15 protein-coding genes and 2 pseudogenes are annotated in these 18,348 nt (G+C 54.2%); 11 read left to right on the top strand and 6 right to left on the bottom strand.

Annotated elements, in window-relative coordinates; all coding sequences use genetic code 11:
* The first annotated feature begins 319 nt into the window (after window positions 1–319).
* Both F3I21_RS12225 and F3I21_RS12220 read left to right on the top strand, forming a co-directional pair.
* Entirely contained in the window at window positions 320–1,360 is a 1,041-nt protein-coding gene (locus tag F3I21_RS12225; protein ID WP_104093278.1) for a tyrosine-type recombinase/integrase, read from the top strand.
* A gap of 144 nt (window positions 1,361–1,504) precedes the next feature.
* Window positions 1,505–3,199 carry a thiamine pyrophosphate-binding protein gene (locus F3I21_RS12220; RefSeq protein WP_150059012.1) on the top strand — a complete coding sequence of 565 codons (1,695 nt, stop codon included), beginning with the start codon at window positions 1,505–1,507 and terminating at the stop codon, window positions 3,197–3,199.
* On the opposite strand, the gene F3I21_RS12215 is transcribed toward F3I21_RS12220, so the two are convergent.
* Together F3I21_RS12215 and F3I21_RS12210 are read right to left on the bottom strand one after the other, a co-directional pair.
* Window positions 3,189–4,109, bottom strand: a complete 921-nt coding sequence (locus F3I21_RS12215; RefSeq protein ID WP_150059011.1) for a LysR family transcriptional regulator — start codon at window positions 4,107–4,109, stop codon at window positions 3,189–3,191. The two genes, F3I21_RS12220 and F3I21_RS12215, sit on opposite strands and share 11 nt — an antisense overlap.
* Before the next feature lie 123 nt (window positions 4,110–4,232).
* Window positions 4,233–5,135, bottom strand: coding sequence for a LysR family transcriptional regulator (locus F3I21_RS12210; RefSeq protein WP_150059010.1), 903 nt, complete (start codon window positions 5,133–5,135; stop codon window positions 4,233–4,235).
* Between the two features lie 137 nt (window positions 5,136–5,272).
* On the opposite strand from F3I21_RS12210, the gene F3I21_RS12205 reads away from it, so the two are divergent.
* On the top strand, window positions 5,273–5,866 hold the full coding sequence (locus F3I21_RS12205) for a UbiX family flavin prenyltransferase (RefSeq protein WP_150059009.1): 594 nt from the start codon (window positions 5,273–5,275) through the stop codon (window positions 5,864–5,866).
* A gap of 10 nt (window positions 5,867–5,876) precedes the next feature.
* Complete coding sequence (locus F3I21_RS12200; protein ID WP_150059008.1) at window positions 5,877–7,376, top strand: UbiD family decarboxylase; 1,500 nt, start codon at window positions 5,877–5,879, stop codon at window positions 7,374–7,376.
* Here the strand turns inward: F3I21_RS12200 and F3I21_RS12195 are convergent.
* Window positions 7,373–8,926, bottom strand: a complete 1,554-nt coding sequence (locus F3I21_RS12195) for a sensor domain-containing diguanylate cyclase (RefSeq protein WP_058759152.1) — start codon at window positions 8,924–8,926, stop codon at window positions 7,373–7,375. The two genes, F3I21_RS12200 and F3I21_RS12195, sit on opposite strands and share 4 nt — an antisense overlap.
* A 691-nt stretch (window positions 8,927–9,617) precedes the next feature.
* Between F3I21_RS12195 and F3I21_RS12190 the strand changes: the two genes are divergently transcribed.
* Complete coding sequence (locus F3I21_RS12190; RefSeq protein WP_150059007.1) at window positions 9,618–10,265, top strand: hypothetical protein; 648 nt, start codon at window positions 9,618–9,620, stop codon at window positions 10,263–10,265.
* A gap of 42 nt (window positions 10,266–10,307) precedes the next feature.
* Here F3I21_RS12190 and F3I21_RS12185 read toward each other — a convergent pair whose 3' ends face one another.
* Window positions 10,308–11,222 (bottom strand): LysR family transcriptional regulator, encoded by a 915-nt coding sequence (locus tag F3I21_RS12185; protein WP_150059006.1) that lies wholly within the window; start codon window positions 11,220–11,222, stop codon window positions 10,308–10,310.
* 119 nt (window positions 11,223–11,341) lie between these two features.
* On the opposite strand from F3I21_RS12185, the gene F3I21_RS12180 reads away from it, so the two are divergent.
* From F3I21_RS12180 to uraH, 4 genes are all read left to right on the top strand, one after another.
* The gene (locus F3I21_RS12180; protein WP_058781488.1) at window positions 11,342–12,079 is read left to right on the top strand and encodes an SDR family oxidoreductase; all 738 of its coding nucleotides are present in this window, start codon (window positions 11,342–11,344) and stop codon (window positions 12,077–12,079) included.
* 36 nt (window positions 12,080–12,115) lie between these two features.
* Window positions 12,116–13,030 carry an SDR family oxidoreductase gene (locus tag F3I21_RS12175; RefSeq protein ID WP_150059005.1) on the top strand — a complete coding sequence of 305 codons (915 nt, stop codon included), beginning with the start codon at window positions 12,116–12,118 and terminating at the stop codon, window positions 13,028–13,030.
* A gap of 364 nt (window positions 13,031–13,394) precedes the next feature.
* The gene (locus F3I21_RS12170; RefSeq protein WP_058759145.1) at window positions 13,395–14,495 is read left to right on the top strand and encodes an NADH:flavin oxidoreductase/NADH oxidase; all 1,101 of its coding nucleotides are present in this window, start codon (window positions 13,395–13,397) and stop codon (window positions 14,493–14,495) included.
* Window positions 14,496–14,624: 129 nt separating this feature from the next.
* On the top strand, window positions 14,625–15,038 hold the full coding sequence (gene uraH, locus F3I21_RS12165) for a hydroxyisourate hydrolase (protein ID WP_058770194.1): 414 nt from the start codon (window positions 14,625–14,627) through the stop codon (window positions 15,036–15,038).
* Window positions 15,039–15,223: 185 nt separating this feature from the next.
* Here uraH and F3I21_RS12160 read toward each other — a convergent pair.
* Window positions 15,224–16,062: pseudogene (locus tag F3I21_RS12160) on the bottom strand (helix-turn-helix transcriptional regulator).
* Window positions 16,063–16,161: 99 nt separating this feature from the next.
* Between F3I21_RS12160 and F3I21_RS12155 the strand changes: the two are divergent.
* A pseudogene (locus F3I21_RS12155) lies at window positions 16,162–16,680 on the top strand (NAD(P)H-binding protein); the annotation flags it as partial.
* A gap of 370 nt (window positions 16,681–17,050) precedes the next feature.
* Window positions 17,051–18,049 (top strand): hypothetical protein, encoded by a 999-nt coding sequence (locus tag F3I21_RS12150; RefSeq protein ID WP_150059004.1) that lies wholly within the window; start codon window positions 17,051–17,053, stop codon window positions 18,047–18,049.
* A 61-nt stretch (window positions 18,050–18,110) separates the two neighbouring features.
* Here the strand turns inward: F3I21_RS12150 and F3I21_RS12145 are convergent, their stop codons facing one another.
* Window positions 18,111–18,332: a DNA-binding transcriptional regulator gene (locus tag F3I21_RS12145; RefSeq protein WP_150059119.1), complete on the bottom strand. Its 222-nt coding sequence runs from the start codon at window positions 18,330–18,332 to the stop codon at window positions 18,111–18,113.
* Window positions 18,333–18,348 lie beyond the last annotated feature (16 nt).

Below are 18,348 nucleotides of genomic sequence, written 5' to 3'. Positions count from 1 at the left end.
AATCAGGCGCTAATCTGCGCTATCACATTGTCCATCCTTAGCCTGTCAGCTGACGGCGCGTTTGTCAGTTGAAAAAACTTCACCATCGAGTTTTCCATCCCCTTTAGCGCTGTCCATCCAGATTTTCAGCGGTTAGAATAGCTGACTTTATATAATTGGCATTATATGAAGTCAGGATCCGCAGGATCATCACCTTTGGTTAACATGATGCAGTGTGTCAGCGCCACGCCGTGCATAAAAAACCGGCACTGCTACGTTAAATCTGGCGGGTGATGACCCTGCAACATGCACAGAATTCACGTAGCGACGTCATAAATTAATGAGTAAAACGGACACCCTGCCCGGGATTACCGCCAGCCCGGCCCTGATGCACAGTACTGATGAGGATATTGCTGAACGCCTGAGAGAATTTGTCAGTGATAAAGAAGCGTTTTCTGATAACACGTGGCGACAGTTGCTGAGCGTTATGCGCATCGGCAGCCGCTGGGCGACTGAACATGGCCGGCAATTTTTGCCGATGGATCCTGCCGATCTGCGTGATTATCTGCTATGGCTTCAGGCATCGGGACGCGCCTCTTCGACCATCGCGACTCATGCGGCGTTAATTTCCATGTTACACCGTAACGCCGGTCTGGTGCCGCCCAATGTTTCGCCGCTGGTGTTCCGCGCCGTGAAAAAAATCAATCGCAGCGCGGTGATAGCCGGTGAACGTGCCGGTCAGGCTATCCCCTTTCGCATTCGCGATTTACTTAAGCTGGATCAGCGCTGGGCGGGCTCTGACCGCCTGCAACAGCAGCGCGATCTGGCATTTTTGCATGTGGCTTACGCCACGCTGTTACGCATCAGTGAACTGAGCCGCCTGCGGGTGCGTGACATTTCGCGCTCGGCCGATGGCCGTATCATTCTCGATGTCGCCTGGACCAAAACCATTGTGATGACCGGGGGACTAATTAAGGCACTCGGGGATCTCTCATCACAACGTCTGACCGAATGGCTGGTTGCATCCGGGCTGATCGCTGAACCCGACGCGTTCATTTTTGGCCCGGTGCACCGCGCCAACCAGGCGCAGATTGTCTGCGATAAACCGCTCTCGACCCGCGCGCTGGAGGATATTTTCGTCCGTGCGTGGCGTGAAGCGGGACCGGGCACCGGCTTGCAACCCAATAAGAATCGCTATCGCGGCTGGTCGGGACATAGCACCCGGGTCGGTGCCGCCATCGACATGGCCAGCAATAAGTACAGCACCGCGCAGATCATGCAGGAAGGCACCTGGAAGAAGCCGGAAACGGTGATGCGCTACATTCGCCACGTTGATGCCCATGCCGGGGCGATGGTGGATTTGATGAATGGGCACCTTTAATCACGCGGCTTTGCTTCATAGCCATACCTTTTAGGGTATCAAACAGGCCAATCTTAGTATTGGAATCAACGCTCACCCTGCTTCTAAGATAAATTCAGCCCGGAAACTGGCGGATTATTAACCGATAGTCAGAGGTGAACAACGATGAATAAACCCATTGCAAAATTAAACGACACCCCGGTACGCCGCGGTGGTGATGTCCTGCTGGAAGTGTTAGAGAGCGAAGGCGTTGAGTATGTGTTCGGTAACCCAGGTACGACTGAATTACCGTTCATGGACGCCCTGCTCAGAAATCCCAACATCAACTATGTGCTTGCCTTGCAGGAAGCCAGTGCGGTTGCGATGGCCGATGGTTACGCGCAGGCCGCCGGTAAGCCCGGTTTTCTCAATCTGCACACGGCCGGTGGTCTGGGTCACGGCATGGGCAATCTGCACAATGCGGTTTGCTCGCAAACGCCATTAGTAGTGACGGCTGGCCAGCAGGATTTACGCCACAGCATCACCGATCCCCTGCTGTTGGGGGATTTAGTGAGTATGGGTAAGATTTTTTCCAAATGGTCGAAGGAAGTCACCAGCGTTGACCAGCTGCCAATCCTGGTTCGCCGTGCTTTTCATGATGCGGATGCCGCGCCCAAAGGCCCGGTTTTCCTCTCTTTGCCGATGGATGTGATGGAAGCCATGAGCGCCGTTGACATCGGCGCGCCGTCTAACGTTGATCGTAAAGCGGTCGCAGGTTCACTGCCGCTGTTAGCCAAAAAATTAGCCGCCTTTACCCCCGGCAAGGTCGCGATTATTGCCGGCGATGAGATTCATCAAAGCGGCGCGGCTGCGGAAGTTGTCGCACTGGCTGAGTTGCTGGCCGCTGACGTTTATGGCTCAACCTGGCCGAATCGGATTCCGTATCCTACCGCGCATCCTCTGTGGCGAGGCAATTTCTCTACTCAGGCGACGGACATTGCCAAAGCGCTTGATCAATACGATGCAATCTTTGCGCTCGGCGGTAAATCGCTCATCACCATCCTCTACACCGAGGGGCGTGCCGTGCCGGAGCGTTGTAAAGTGTTCCAGCTCTCAGCCGATGCCGGCGATTTGGGGCGAACTTATCGTAGCGAGCTCTCAACTCTCGGCGATATTAAATTATCGCTGGCGGTGCTGCTACCTGAGCTGAAAGAGGCTACCGCCCATAATCGCCCCGATTATCAGCGTCGTTTCGCGGCTGCGGCAGCACAGTTCGAACAAACTAAAGAGAACTTATTACAGTCGGTACAAGAGCAGCAATCGGCCACGAAGATCACGCCATTGATCGCCGCATTTGAGGCCGCGCGCGCTATTGGTCCGGATATAACAATTGTTGACGAGGCGATTGCGACCTCACAATCGCTGCGTAGATCGCTGTCGAGTAACAGAGCAGATCAATATGCTTTTATGCGCGGTGGCGGTCTGGGCTGGGGCATGCCCGCTGCAGTGGGGTATTCCCTCGGACTGGGCAAAGCCCCTGTTGTCTGTTTTGTGGGGGATGGTGCGGCAATGTATTCGCCTCAGTCGCTGTGGACCGCCGCCCATGAGCAATTGCCGGTAACCTTTATTGTGATGAACAATACTGAATATAATGTTCTTAAGAACTTTATGCGGTCTAAAGAAGATTATACCTCGGCGCAAACCAATCGCTTTATCGCCATGGATTTGGTAGATCCGGTGATTGATTATCAGGCACTTGGCACCGCGCTGGGGCTGAAAACGCGTAAGATTGAGGTGGCTTCACAGATCGCTGCGGCTGTCGAGGAGGCTATCGCCAGCGGTAAACCCAGCCTGATCGAAATCGTGATTGCTAAGAACTGATGCGGGTATCCGATGCCGTGCTTAACTCCTCTGCGAAGGCACGGCATTGGTTAACAAAGTGTTCCAGCGCTGGATTTTTATTATCAGAAGACCACATCAGGATATTTTCGATGGTATTTGCGTCCGCAATTTTCCGATAATTAATGCCTCTTATCTGCGCTGTCGCCATACTTGCCGGAATGATGGCCACCCCTAATCCATGAGCGACGAAATTAACGATGGTTTGCTGGACGGAAACCTCAACGCCAATATGTGGACTAAAACCGGCTTTCAGACATTGATTAAAAATTCTGTCATAAAGCAGCGGCGACATAGGGCGAGGCACAATGATAAACGGGTCATTGGCCAGCGTTTCCAGGGTGAAATTTTCAACATTGGCCTGGGGATGATCCGCAGGAAGCGCGACAATTAACGGTTCACGCAATAACACCAGTGAGTTAATTGCGGAGCTGGTGACTTCCGAAAAGCTGATCGCAACGTCCAGCCGTCCATCCTCCATCGCAGCGTTTAACCCGGTCGGGATCATTTCCTGGAATTGCAGATCAATACCGGGATAATTCATTCTGTGTTTCATGACCAGTTGCGGCACCACACTGTACGATGCGTACATGGTTGCGCCCAGCTTAATCAATCCCATTTGCCCTTCTGAAACAGCCTGCACATTATTACACGCCTGCTGCATCATTCTTAATACGGCGTAAGCATCTTTTAAAAATTGCTCGCCGGCAAAGGTGAGTTTCATGCCTTTGGCATTACGGGTAAACAGTTTCGCACCCACATCACGTTCGAGCTGCGCTATTTGTCTGCTTAGCGGTGGCTGCGAAATATTCAACTTGTCTGCTGCCCGGCCTATATTCCCCACTTCTGCCACGGTACAAAAACTCATTAGCTGATTCAGTGTTGGCTTCATGACTGCGCTTCTCACGCATAATCTGACAATAGATACGTCAGTGAATCACAATTTAGCCGATATGACATAGCAATTCGCCATATTGATCCCCATAACGCCGCTGAGGCTGGAATGCCCGCCTGATTACGCAGCGGGTTCCTCACCATAGTGTGACTGCGCGTACCCGGCAAAGCGCCGGATCTCCGGGTTGGCCGCGCCGGTTTTCCAGCACAGGTAGAGTGCCGTCGTGACATCCTGCTGCGCCAGCGACAGTAGTGCCACATCCTGCCGCAAAAATCTCTCCGGGGCGTGGGGGATGAAGGTCACGCCCAGACCCAGCGCGGCGAGGTCGACGGCGGTGGCCACATCGCGCGCGCGGAGCACGCTGGCTGGAATCTGCCTGGCGGCGGCATAGAGATTAAGCACCGTGCCACCAAGCCCGATGCCTTCCGGATCTTCCTGCAAAATCAGCGGCTCCGCCGCTAAATCAGCCAGCGAGATGCAGGCCTGCTGCGCCAGCGGATGGTCGTCTGCCAGCACCGCACACAGCGAGGTTTGATGCAGAATTTGCCTGCTTATCTGGCGACGTTCCGGCAGCGGCCCGCGCAGGATGCCGATATCCAAATCGCCGCTCTCCAGCAGGCTTAGCTGTTGGTTGACGCTGTACTCCACGGGTTGCAGCGCGATCTGGGGAAAATCACGCCTGAAGGCACGGATAATTTTGACCAGCGCCGGCTCCAGCATGGACGTGCCCACATAGCCAATGCGTAACATGCCGCGTCGTCCGGCGGCCACCTGCTTAATCGTGTTCTGCAGATGCTCCACACGTTGCACCGTCTGCTGGACTTCCCCGAGCAGCAATGCGCCTTCGCGCGTCAGACTCACCTTACGCTTGTCGCGCGCAAATAACTTCACGCCCCACTGCTGCTCCAGAGCCTGAATATGCTGAGACAACGCCGGTTGCGTGAGGTTAACCGCCGCCGCCGCCCGTGCGAAATGCAGCGTATCGGCGAGTGCCAGAAAAGAACGCAGCTTACGGTAATCCATGCCACACCTGATAAGGATTCGTTATTAATAAAAGCATAATACCAATTAGACCCTGATTAGCGAGCGCATTATCTTTGCCAGCAGGACGGCGACGGCAGAAACGCGCCGGAAATTTTTTGGCTTTCACAGGAGGCCTTATGCGCATCATTGTCGGCGTAACCGGCGCCACCGGTGCCCCACTCGCGCTGCGATTACTGCGGCAGCTGGCGGACATTCCGCACATCGAAACGCATCTCATTTTGTCACGCTGGGGAAAAGTGACGCTGGAACATGAAACCAACTGTTCTCTCAATGAAATCAAACAGCTGGCCGATGTGTTTCATCCGGCCGGTGACCAGGCCGCGACTCTCTCTTCGGGCTCATTTGTCACCGACGGGATGGTGATTATTCCCTGCAGCATGAAAACGCTGGCCGGTATCCGCAGCGGGTATGCGGAAGGGCTGATTGGCCGCGCCGCGGATGTCGTCCTGAAAGAGCAGCGCAAACTGATTCTGGTACCGCGCGAAACCCCGCTCAACACCATTCATCTGGAAAACATGCTGGCGCTGTCACGCATGGGCGTCAGCCTGATTCCCCCTGTGCCGGCCTGGTACAACCATCCGGCCACGATTGCTGATGTGGAAAATCATATCGTGGGTCGCGTGCTGGATCAGCTTGGTATCGACACTGCTGGCGCCACGCGCTGGCAGGGTTTACATCCCGCCAGTGATGACCTGATACTCCCAAACTAAGGAACAGCCTATGTCAAACACATCTCCCTCTTCGCACAGCAGTGAGGTTTACGATCTGCGTTCTGCCATCGAACTGCTGAAACAATTTGATGGTGAGTATATTGAGACCGATGAACCGGTGAATCCCGAAGCGGAGCTGTCCGGTGTCTATCGTTACGTTGGCGCGGGCGGCACCGTGATGCGTCCCACACAGACCGGACCGGCGATGGTGTTTAATCACATCAAAGGTTACGCCAACTTTCGCGTACTGATTGGCTTGCTGGCTTCACGGCAGCGCGTGGCGCGCCTGTTAGGGGTGCCGAAAGAAAAGCTGGCGCATCTGCTGCGTTCATCGGTACATAACGCCATAGCACCGGTGGAAATAAGCCAGCAGCAGGCGGTTTGTCAGGAAGTGGTGCACCTCGCCACGGATGACGGTTTTGATATCCGCCGCCTGCTGCCCGCGCCAACCAACACGCCTGAAGATGCCGGCCCTTATTTCACCATGGGGATGTGTTATGCCGCCGATCCGGAAACCGGCGAACACGACGTCACCATTCACCGCTTGTGTGTGCAGGGCAAAGATGAGATCTCGATGTACTTTGTGCCGGGCCGCCATCTTGATCAGTTTCGCATCAAGGCTGAGCAGGCGGGCAAAGCGTTGCCGATTACCATCAGTATTGGCGTCGATCCGGCCATCGAAATTGGCGCCTGTTTCGAGCCGCCGACTACACCGCTCGGTTTTGATGAGCTGGCGATAGCCGGGGGCTTGCGCGGTCGGGCGGTTGAGCTGGTTAAGGGTGTCGCCGTTGATGCCCGCGCCATTGCCCATGCAGAGATCGTGATTGAGGGTGAACTGGTGCCGGATTATGGCGTACAGGAAGATCAGCATACCCATAGCGGTAAAGCGATGCCGGAATTCCCGGGTTATACCGGTGAAGCGCAGGCGGCAGTGCCGGTGATTAAAGTCAAAGCCGTGACGCACCGCAAAAATCCCATCCTGCAAACCTGCATCGGACCGAGCGACGAGCACACCAATCTGGCCGGTATCCCGACCGAAGCCAGCATTCTCGATATGGTTGAGCGTGCGTTACCGGGTCTGGTGAAGAATGTACATTGCCCTTCGCCAGGCACCGGGAAATATGTTGCGGTGCTGCAAATCAATAAGCGCGGCCCACAGGATGAGGGACGCCAGCGTCAGGCTGCCCTGCTGGCTTTCTCGGCCTTTTCAGAGCTGAAGCACGTGTTTCTGGTCGATGAGGATGTTGATGTGTTCGACTTAAATGACGTGATTTGGGCGATGACCACGCGTTATCAGGGCGACGCGGATACCATCTTTATTCCGGGCGTGCGCTGTCACCCGCTCGATCCCTCACAGGATCCGGCCTTCAGTAACTCGATTCGCGCCCATGGCATTACCTGTAAAACCATTTTTGACTGTACGGTGCCGTATGACCTGAAACACAATTTCCAGCGCTCGCAGTTTATGGAAGTCGATGTTTCACGCTTCATTCCAGGTTTTAACCGTTAATCACTCACTGCCCGCCAGGCCTGCGCCTGATTGCGTCCGCTATGCTTGGCCTGGTAGAGCGCCGCATCAGCATGCTCGATCAGGTTGCCGGCCTGATCGTCATGCCAGGTGGTCGCACAGCCCGCGCTGAGCGTCACCTGCGCGTCGGGCAGCGCGGAAGCGGCGTGAGGCAGATGCAGGTCAGCAATCGCCTGTACTGCCTGACGCGCAATATTCAGCGCCGCATGCTGATCGGCACCGGCGAGGATGATGGCAAACTCCTCGCCGCCATAGCGCGCAACCATGTCGCTCTGCCGTAGCTTAAGGCGTTTAAGCGCGTCGGCCACCTGGCGTAAACAGTGATCGCCTGCCACGTGTCCGTAGCGATCGTTGTAGTGTTTGAAGTAGTCAATATCCATCAAAATCAGCGACACCGGCGCTGATTTTTCCCGCAGATTATGCAAAGCATTCTGCAAAAAGCGGTCAAACTGTCTGCGGTTAGCCAGACCGGTCAGCCCATCGAAAAACGCCAGCTGATCCAGATGGTGATTGGCATCGGCGAGGTCGTTTTTTAGTTTGAGCAGCGCTTCCTGATAATGCTGGCTATGCCGGGCCTGACGAATGACAAACAGTCCCAGCAGGATAATCGCGACCAGCAGCGCCACGTTCAGGGAAATATCCTGCAGTCGCCCTTTCACCCAGCGCAGATACAGATTGCGCTTGTCATAACCCGCCGCGACGACCAGCGGATAGCGTTCTGAGCTGGCGAAGCCGAAGATGCGCACCTGCCCATCCAGCGCTGCGTTCCACTCGCCGCTGCCGCGATCGGCTTTCACCAGCATTTGCTGGAACAGATGGCTGGCGGAAAGACTCTTGCCGATGTAGCTGTCGGGCATCGGACGGGCATAAAGCACCGTGCTGTCTGCCAGCATCAGTACCAGCACGTCACGTGGCCCCAGTTCGTAGTAACTGTAAAAACGGCGGAAATAATCCACTTTAATGGTGGCTAACAGGATGCCTTTGAAATCACGCGCGGCATCACTGACACGCAGGGAAACCGGAATAACCAGATCGCCAGTGCTGCGGCTGCGGATCACCGGGCCGATGTGCAAACTGTCACGGCTGTTGTTGCGGTGATAGCGGAAATATTCACGGTCAGAGTTGTTGGTGCCCACCGGCACGCTGCGCGTGGAGGTGGCGATCCAGCGTCCCTGCTCATCATAGTAAAACAGCCCATGCAGCTGCGGCAGACGGCTTTGCAGATCGCGCATAATCTGGCTCAGGTTGGCGGCGTTGAGTTTTTCCAGCGGCTGCGCCTGCAGGTCGCGCTGCACTTCACGCAGGGCCAGTTCGGTCTGGAGCACGGTATCTTCCGCCTGACGTGACTGTGACAGGGAAAGATTGACCGCCATCTCTTCCGTCTGGCGCACCGCGCCGTGCCAGTCTTCGCGCAGCGTCCACAGGGTGAGCGCAATGATCGCGCATATCAGCAATCCGCCGGACAGCAAAATACTGCGCAGCAGCGAGGAACCTGAAATGATTGCCGCTTCATTTTTCCTTTTAAACGTCATGTTTCACCCTGTTGCCGTGTCAACGCTAAGTTAAGCACATAATCAGCGACGGGATTTTCAGGATTAAAGGCGGTAATGATGTCATGCGTGGCAATAGCCGCTGGACGACGAGTGGATGCTGCATAAATCGCCAGCGATCAGTTCGCACAACCCTGGAATGAACGCGGCGAACTCAGGCAGGTACTGGGCGAGTGGTCTGCGGTATTTTCAGGTCTTCATCTCTATTACGTTAACAATCCCCATATGTCGGCCTCGCTGAGAGCGTTTATTGATCAGCTAAAATCCTTTGTCGCGACGAGGCGTTGAAATCAGCCAGCGCCATGCTGTTTGTTCGACTACGAATATTAAATCACGCTAATCATTATCCCTGCTATCGTTCCGGTTGTTACCGCCGGTATTTTCTCCCCTGCAACGCGCCTCATCCGCTGCCGCCACGCTTTTAGGGCGATCTAAATTTGCAGCAAAAATTTATTCAATCATTAAATTATATTTATTATATTAGCGAAACTTTAATGTGGACTGGTTGAGGATTACAGTGCATTTAACAAGGAAATCAGTGATTAGCAGCGCTATCTCTGATGGCGTACTGACAAAAAGAACCCACAGAATGTGCAGGATACTTAATGGTATCGATCAGCGCATTAGCATTACACCGGCAAGCGGATTGATTGACTTCCTTAAAGGGATGGAGGTGACCAATGAACAGTACCGCCGCAGTGGAATCGTTAAGGAAAAACGCTCAATTTTTCTCTATAACGAAGGGCTGCTGAATCCGGAAAGCACGCTATTTCTCGCCCGCAAAGGCCAGGATATCCTCGGCACGCTAAGTGTCATCGCCAATCACAATAACCGTCTGCCGTGCAGCAAACTTTTTCATGAAGAGATGGCCGCCCTGCAGCTGGAAAAGCGCAAAGTGGTAGAGCTTGGCACGCTGTCGGTACGCTATCAGGCAGACAGTGAAAATATTGTGTTTATGCTGTACCTGAAAATCATGATCTACACCATTTTCATTGAACAGGTGGATGACATCTTTATTCAGGTCAAAGAGAAGGTTGCTGCGTTTTACGAGCGCAATTTCCTGTTCAAACAGGTCGGCGGCACCAAAAAGCACCCGGATTACAGTGACCTTAACGCCACGCTGCTGCGCGTGGACGTGAAAAGTATCCGCGACAAAATTTATGAGCAGCAGTGTTATGGCCCGATGGGCTGGCTGCGTATGCTGCGTGAACTTGGTTTACTGCAGCACTACCGCACGCTGACCCAGCAGTGCCACAGCTGCCCGCGCTTTACGCCGGATCAGCGGGACGTGGAGCTCTATCAATATCTGTGTAATCTGTGACGGCGCCAGCCGTCTCTGCACCGTTTTCGATTTTCACACAGATTACTTGCCGGCATTGCTATCCACGTCGTGCTGCAGGAAGAGTTCTTTTAGCCATTCGATGAAGACCCTGACTCTGGGTGATAGCTGTCGGTTGCGCGGATACAGGACAGAGACGGGAGACGGTTCAGGTGGAAAGGCTTTGAGCAATTCGACAAGCGCCCCCGTCTTCAGATCATCTTCAACGTGATAACGCGGCACCTGGATGATGCCGAGACCCATGCGCGCCACGGATACAAAGGTATCAGCCGCATTTACGGTAATTGAAGTTTTGATCGTCGTGGTGATGCGCTTGCCGTCCACCCTGAATGCCAGCGGCAGGATGCCGCTGCTGCCCGTGGTGCGGAATCCGATCATCCTGTGGCCGCAATGCAGTTCATGCGGATCCGACGGAAGCCCGAACCGGGAGACGTAACCGGGCGAAGCGACCGTGACCTCTTCCAGCGTGGCGACGCACCGTGCGATCATATCGCTGTCCTGCGGCGTTCCGACACGCAGGACACAATCAATTCCCTCACGCACCAGATCGACCAGCCGGTCACCCTCGCTCAGATAGATTTCAATATCAGGATAAGCTTCGAGAAAACAAGGAAGATGCGGCAGAACAAAATGTCTTGCCAGCGTGCCATGAACATCGACACGCAGCAATCCCTTCGGCCGGGCGCCGGCAAACGCGCCCTCGGCATCCTCGATATCGTCCAGTATAGAAACGCAGCGCTTGTAATAGGCTTCACCGTCCAGCGTCGGGCTGACGTGACGCGTGGTGCGTTCCAGCAGCTTAATCCCGAGGCGCGACTCAAGTTGCTTAATCGCGTCCGTTACGGTCGAGCGTGGCAGGCCGAGGTCTTCCGCCGCCCTTGTGAAGCTGCGGCGCGCTACCACACGCGTGAAAACGCGCATCGTATCAATTCGGTCCATGGCATTGTTCGTTATTTTCGGATTCTGATACCAGATAATGACTGATTATCCGGAAAAGATACAGTGCTAGATTTTCTCCGTGTTCAGGCGCGATACCGCGCGAAAATCGGAGAATATCTATGTCTGCTTCAGAGAAAGTTGCAATCGTAACCGGTGCATCCCGCGGAATTGGTGCCGCCATTGCCAGGCAGCTTGCTGCGGACGGCTTTGCCATCGTGGTGAACTATGCCGGCAACGCAGAGGCTGCTGCCGCCGTGGTTGAGGAGATAGAAGCCGCCGGTGGCAGAGCCATCACCGCGCAGGCGGACGTTGCTGATGCCAGCCAGGTAAAACGCATGTTCGATTTAACCGAGTCTGCGTTTGGTGGTATTGATGTGCTCGTCAATAATGCCGGCGTAATGATGCTATCTCCGCTGGCCAGCGCCGACGATCAGAGTTTTAGCAAGCAGATCGACATCAATCTGAAAGGAACGTTTAACACCCTGCGCGAAGCGGCAAACCGCCTGCGTTCTGGCGGGCGCATCATCAACTTCTCCACGTCGGTTGTCGGGCTTAAGCTTGAGAATTATGGCGTCTATGCCGCGACCAAGGCGGCCGTCGAAACACTGACAACCATCATGTCCAAAGAGATGCGCGGACGCAGCATCACCGTCAATGCCGTCGCGCCCGGTCCGACTGCGACCGACCTCTTCCTCAACGGGAAAAGCGATGAACTGATCGCGCGCATGTCCAAAATGAATCCGCTGGAACGCCTCGGCACGCCTGAGGATATCGCCAGTGTTGTTTCTTTCCTCGCCGGACCACAGGGCAGCTGGATGAACGGACAGATCCTGCGCGCCAATGGCGGAATGGTCTGAGCCGCAAACTGCAGATTGAGTCAAAGGAGTACTGTTATGCCTCAGAAGATTATCCTTGTGACCGGATCGTCAAGCGGCTTCGGTCGCCTGACCGCCGAAGCGCTGGCTCGTGCTGGCCATACCGTTTATGCATCGATGCGGGATATTGCTGGCCGTAATGCCGCAAATGTCCGCCAGTTAAGCGAACTTTCCACGCGGGAAGGAATTGACCTCCGGCCGCTGGAACTTGATGTTCAGAGCGACATATCGGTTGATGCTGCCATTGAAACGGTAATATCCGACGCCGGGAAGCTTGATGTGGTGGTACACAATGCCGGCCACATGATGTTCGGCCCGGCCGAAGCCTTCACGCCAGAGCAGTTCGCCCAGCAGTATGACGTTAACGTGCTGGGAACGCAGCGCGTCAACCGGGCCATACTGCCGCATATGCGCTCCCGCCGTGAAGGCCTGCTGGTCTGGATTTCCAGTTCCAGCGTAACCGGCGGCACGCCGCCCTATCTGGCCCCTTATTTTGCCGCCAAAGCGGCGATGGATACGCTTGCCGTTCAGTATGCGCGCGAGCTCAGCCGATTCGGCATTGAGACAACAATCATCGTGCCGGGAGCCTTTACCAAAGGGACCAACCATTTTGCCCATTCTGGAAGTCCTGCCGACACCGGGCGTGTCGCGGAATATGAAGCAGGTCCTTATGCCGGATTCGGCGATGTTGTGCAAAAGGCCTTTGCGGGGATAGTGCCGGAGGATGCCGATCCCGCGCGCGTTGCAGCACAGATTGCCGATGTTGTCGGTATGCCGTTTGGTACACGTCCATTTCGTGTCCATAACGATCCGTCCGAAGACGGCGCGAATATCGGCTTTGCGGTCATCGACCGTTTGCGCACCGAAATGCTACATCGGGTTGGATTGTCCGATCTTCTGACGCCAGCGAAAGCACCGTCGTGTGAAGGGTAACAGGCGTGCCCGGCGGGATCGCTCGCCGGTCGCTTTACCATGTAAACAGGAGCGCCGGAAATGCACACCGTTGTCATCCTTATCTGTGGCTTTGCGCTATAAAATATCCTTGCTTGTACACCCTACCAACAATTCAGCATCCCTTAGCGTTAGCTTGCATTCTGTTGAGCCTCAGCCCCTGGTTTGAATAAAGGGCGCTAGTTAGCCTTAACGGCACGTTAGCCGAACCCGGCACCATTACTTTAATCACTAATAGTATGTTGTAATTAATGTGTGTCATTGCCGCTTACATCTGGCATTGCTGCAAATCCGGCTGCAGCTCCTATGCTGTAGTGAGTCATTAACGTGCGGATATGAGGTATGCATGAGTTTACTGTTTAGCGCGACGCAGCTTGGCGAGTTGTCGCTGGAAAATCGCATTGTGATTGCACCAATGTGCCAATACTCAGCGGAAGAAGGTCAGGCAACGGCCTGGCACCGCATTCATCTCGGCCAGCTGGCGCTCTCCGGCGCGGGACTGCTGATTATCGAGGCGACGGCGGTGGAAGCTATTGGCCGTATCACGCCGGGCGACCTGGGGTTATGGGACGACGCGACAGAAGCCGCGCTGGCCAGCGTGCTGCAGGACGTGCGGCGCTACGCTACCCTGCCGATTGGCATTCAGTTGGGTCACGCCGGGCGCAAAGCGTCCTGTGCTGCGCCATGGCAAGGCGGTGCGCAGCTCTCTGAGGAACACGGCGGCTGGCAGACCGTCGCGCCGTCTGCGCAGCCGTTTGCACAGGATGAGCGTCCGCCGGCCGCACTCAGCAAACAGGATCTGGCGCAGCTGAAACAGGCCTTTGTCGATAGCGCCCTGCGCGCGGTACGCATCGGCATTCAGCTGGTGGAACTGCATGCTGCGCACGGCTATTTGCTGCACCAGTTTCTGTCGCCGCTCAGCAACCAGCGTGACGATGAATATGGCGGCTCATTAGAGAACCGTCTGCGTTTCCCGCTTGAGGTGTTCAAGGCGCTGCGCGCTGCGCTGCCGGCGGAAATCCCGGTTGGCGTGCGGCTTTCTGCCACCGACTGGATCGAGGGCGGCTGGGATAATCAGCAATCGATTGTTTTCAGCCAGCAGCTCGAAGCCGCAGGCTGCGCCTACATTCACGTCTCCAGCGGGGGGCTGGCACCGCAGCAGCAAATCAGCGTCGGTCCAGGTTATCAGTTGCCATTCGCCCGCGAGATTCGCCAGCAGGTCTCGATTCCGGTGATTGGCGTGGGGCTGATTACCGAACCGAAACAGGCCGAGCAGGCGCTGCAGGAGCAGGATGCCGATTTGATCGCGCTGGCACGCGCGGTACTGTATGACCCACGCTGGCCATGGCACGCCGCCGCCGAACTGGGTGCGCAGGCCAAAGCGCCGCCACAGTATCTGCGTTCCGAACCACACGGCCTGAAAGGTACCCTGATCAGCAACCAGTAGTTCCCCTGACCGGCAGCCGCCCGGTTGCCGGTTCTGCTCTGGGAAATTTCACAGATTTCAGCCCATTGTGCGCGACTGCACTGTTTTCGTCTTATGCTTTCCCGGCCAATTAACCAAAAGGAAGATGAGATGAAATTGCAGCATTATTTACTGGGCGGCGCGCTCTGCGCTTTCAGCGTGAGCGGCCTGGCCGCTGAGATGAAAAATCCCCTGAGCGTGCATGTGCTGAATCTGCAAACCGGTGTACCGACCGCAGGTATTGAGGTCGAGCTGGATAAGAAACAGGGGGAAGAGTGGGTGAAACTGGCGCAGGGCACCACCAACGAACAGGGACGTATTCCAGCGCTTTACCCGGCGGGCCAGAAGGCGCAGACCGGGATTTACCGCGTTATTTTTAAAACCGGTGACTATTACAAAAAAAACGCTCAGCCGACCTTTTTCCCGGAAATCCCGGTGATGTTCAACCTGGATAATGCCGATCAGCACTACCATATTCCACTGCTGCTCAGCCAGTACGGCTACTCCACCTATCGCGGCAATTAAGCAAAAAGGCGCTGCGGACGGTATATTTATACCAGTACGTTTTGTTGAACAGGTGCCTCGTTAAGCGATTGAATCAGGCAGGAGAATCTCTATTCCGTTGCTCCTGCCCATTACAGGGTAAGCCTGTTTTTTCGGCTGGTGTGATTGCTATAGCGTGCTGGCTGGTGCATTAAAAACTGTCTGACTCAGACTACGCGCTGAGCTGAGTTCTGTGAAATCCAGCGCTCTGTTTTCGCTCTGCTTTCATCGGTTGCCGGATTAAAGAGCATCATCGTTAAATCCGGCCTGCCTTCAACTGAAAAGGTCGAAAACTCCAGGGCAATCGTTCCCATTTGCGGATGATGCAGCACCTTAAACCCTTCGCCATGCCCGGCCACATCGTTGTTACGCCACAGGCGGGCGAAGTCAGCACTTTGAGCGGATAGCTCCTCAACCAGTCGATCAATTTCCTCTGAAGCACCCAGGCGCGCGGCATCCGCCCGAAAGGCGTTGACGATGAGACGGGCCACGCCCTCCCAGTCGTCTTGCATCCCCCGCGCTTCCTGATCGGTAAACAGCAGGCGCAGAATATTGCGCCGCGCGAGCGGAAGTTGCCCGTAATCCTTCAGCACAACCGTCGCCGGGTGATTCCATGCCACCACATCCCAGGTGGCGGTTTTAATAATCGCCGGAATCGTCAGGCTTTCCAGTACGCGTTGCAGCCGTGGGGTTATGCTGTCGCACCGACTTACCCGGTTTTCTGGCGGATGCCCAAACGCGAGGATAAACAGATGATCGCGCTCGGGAGACGTAAGCCGCAGCCCGGCAGCAATGCGGTTCAGTACCTCACGCGAGGGCGCTCCCCCCGGCCCTGCTCAAGCCAGGTGTACCAGGTCGGGCTGATATTCGCGAGCTGGGCAACCTCTTCGCGGCGCAGGCCCGGCGTACGGCGGCGGCCCGGCAAAAAACCAAACGAAGCCGGGTCAATTGCCAGACGGCGTGCCCTTAAAAACTCACCCAGCGGATTTTCAGAAAGCAGCGTCATAAATCACCCTGTTAATGTTTATACCCTGATAACCTCACTACTTTAATAGTAAAAGATCCGCGCTTACGCTGTCGCACTAAATCACTCAGGAGACAGGCTATGCGTATTTTTATAACGGGTGCGACGGGCTTTATCGGCTCACGCGTTGTATCGGCCCTGCTGGCTCGCGGCCGTCAGGTGACCGGTCTTGTACGTTCAGAAGAAGCAGCTCAGCAGTTAAACGATAAGGGCGCCACAGCCCAGCGCGGTACGCTGGAAGATCCCCAGGCGTGGATTGCTGGCATAGAACAATGTGATGCGGTGATCCACACCGCTTTCGATCATGATTTCAGCCGTTTTATCGACAATTGCGAAAAAGACCGCCGCGTTATTCGCGCGATTGGCTCTGTATTGCAGGGCAGTCAGCGCCCGCTGCTCATCACTTCTGGTACCGGAATGGGTGATGACGGCAGTGGCCAGCCCGCTGTTGAGCAGAATTTCAACCCGGCACACCCTAACCCACGCGTCGCCTCGGAGCTGGAAGGCATTAAGCTCTTTGAATCGGGAATCGATCTGCGTGTGGTGCGTTTACCTCAGGCTCACAACACTGAACGTCAGGGATTAATCAGCTATTACATCGCTCTTACGCGGGCTCATTTTTTGTGTGTAATATATTGAAATAAAAGTATTTATTTCAGGTCACGTCCACTGATTGACCACATCGATACGAGAAGCCCTGCATATGCGGGGCTTTGATTTTTATACAGAGCGCGCAGTTGCCCATCAATTCTTCCAAATTGATAACCAAAAATGAACCTTTCATAAGCATTTGCTTTAAACTGCATTCTTTGAACCCTTACATCCAAACCTCCGACAAGATTGAAGGTTATATCATCAAGCGTTTTCTGACCTTTACGCCGGATTCTAAAAGGTTAATATGAGACTCATAATCGATTTGGGCGTGTATAGGGTGTTGTGATTGATACCCTCGTCAACAGAAGGCTAAAAAATGAGAAAGAGCAGATCTTTTTTAGGCACTCGTCATAATGATGGAAAATTTGGGCCACACATTGATTTGGATGATGAGAAGATCACAAGCCTCATTCGTCTGTTTGATAACGAGAATAATCAAAAACGCTATCATTTTCCCGACCTTTCTCCCGTAATTAATGTGGTATACAACCAAATTCAAGCCGGATTTGATAAACAGTTGAATGCCATACATCACATGGTCAAGCAAGAGCAGGAGCAAGCGTTTGTCCGGGAACTAGCTGTAAAGTATGAACTGCTTTTCGATCAGTGGAACTACGCAAGTTCTGTGGAAGATGATCAGAAAAAACTTTCTCAGTGGGATGATGTTGTCAAGATGTCACGAGAGTTGCTGATTCATCTACGTGATAACATGCCTGACCGCGTTCCATTAAAAGACTGGAACTATGACCTAGCCGATAGACTTGAGCAAACGGGTCGCATGTACACTGAATCGCTATTATTCATTATATATGCACGTGCTGCCTATGAAGATAGTTCTCTCGGGCGAGACCCAACCTTACTGAAGTATTGCAATCAGTTGAAGGATAAAGTCAGAACCCAACTCACTGGTGATGCTGAAATCAAACTTATGCTTTGCGCACGGTTTCATCGCCCTGAAGATTACTACCGAGTATGGCAGTTATGCGGCAGGAAAAATCAAAGTGATGCTGATGCCACACTGCTCAAACACATTGAAGAAATAAGACCAGAACGTTTAGATGATCCTCACGCCTTCTATAGCTCATATTCATCCAACGTACAAGACGCGTATTGCCGTAAACTTGAAACACCACGCTACACTGACAGTCAATGGGAAGTACTCTATGTCCTATGGAATATATATCATCGCGCGTGTCAGCTAGAAGATTTTCTTGAGGCATTAAGAGAAAACAGTAATGAGGTGGACTTCTCACATACCCCTGAGTCTCGAGAAAGTATGGAGTATCTACTTAACCAACTCACTATTCAAAGCTAAACAGATTTAATCACAAATTTGTAAAGCAATAGCCCCAAAGTTTCGGGGCTATTACATTTATTCACATCCATGTTATTTGCTGCTGCCCAGATGATGTCGGGTGAGGCAGAGCTGACGTAACTTCGCCCGGCTTCACAATGAAGCGTTCGACCGTTTCGGTCGTGACGAACGTGCAGCTGCAATTGATATTTGTGCACTGGTGATAACGCTCCTTTGTCGTGTCAATAAAGTAACGACTCGTGCGGGCATGCGCTGCGGTATGGCATAACGGACAATGGAACATTTTTATCACCTCTCCT

Origin of the sequence: Pantoea sp. B_9 (assembly GCF_008632015.1) — a bacterium.
Classification (GTDB): domain Bacteria; phylum Pseudomonadota; class Gammaproteobacteria; order Enterobacterales; family Enterobacteriaceae; genus Pantoea; species Pantoea dispersa.
This window is presented reverse-complemented; position numbering and strand designations above follow the sequence as displayed.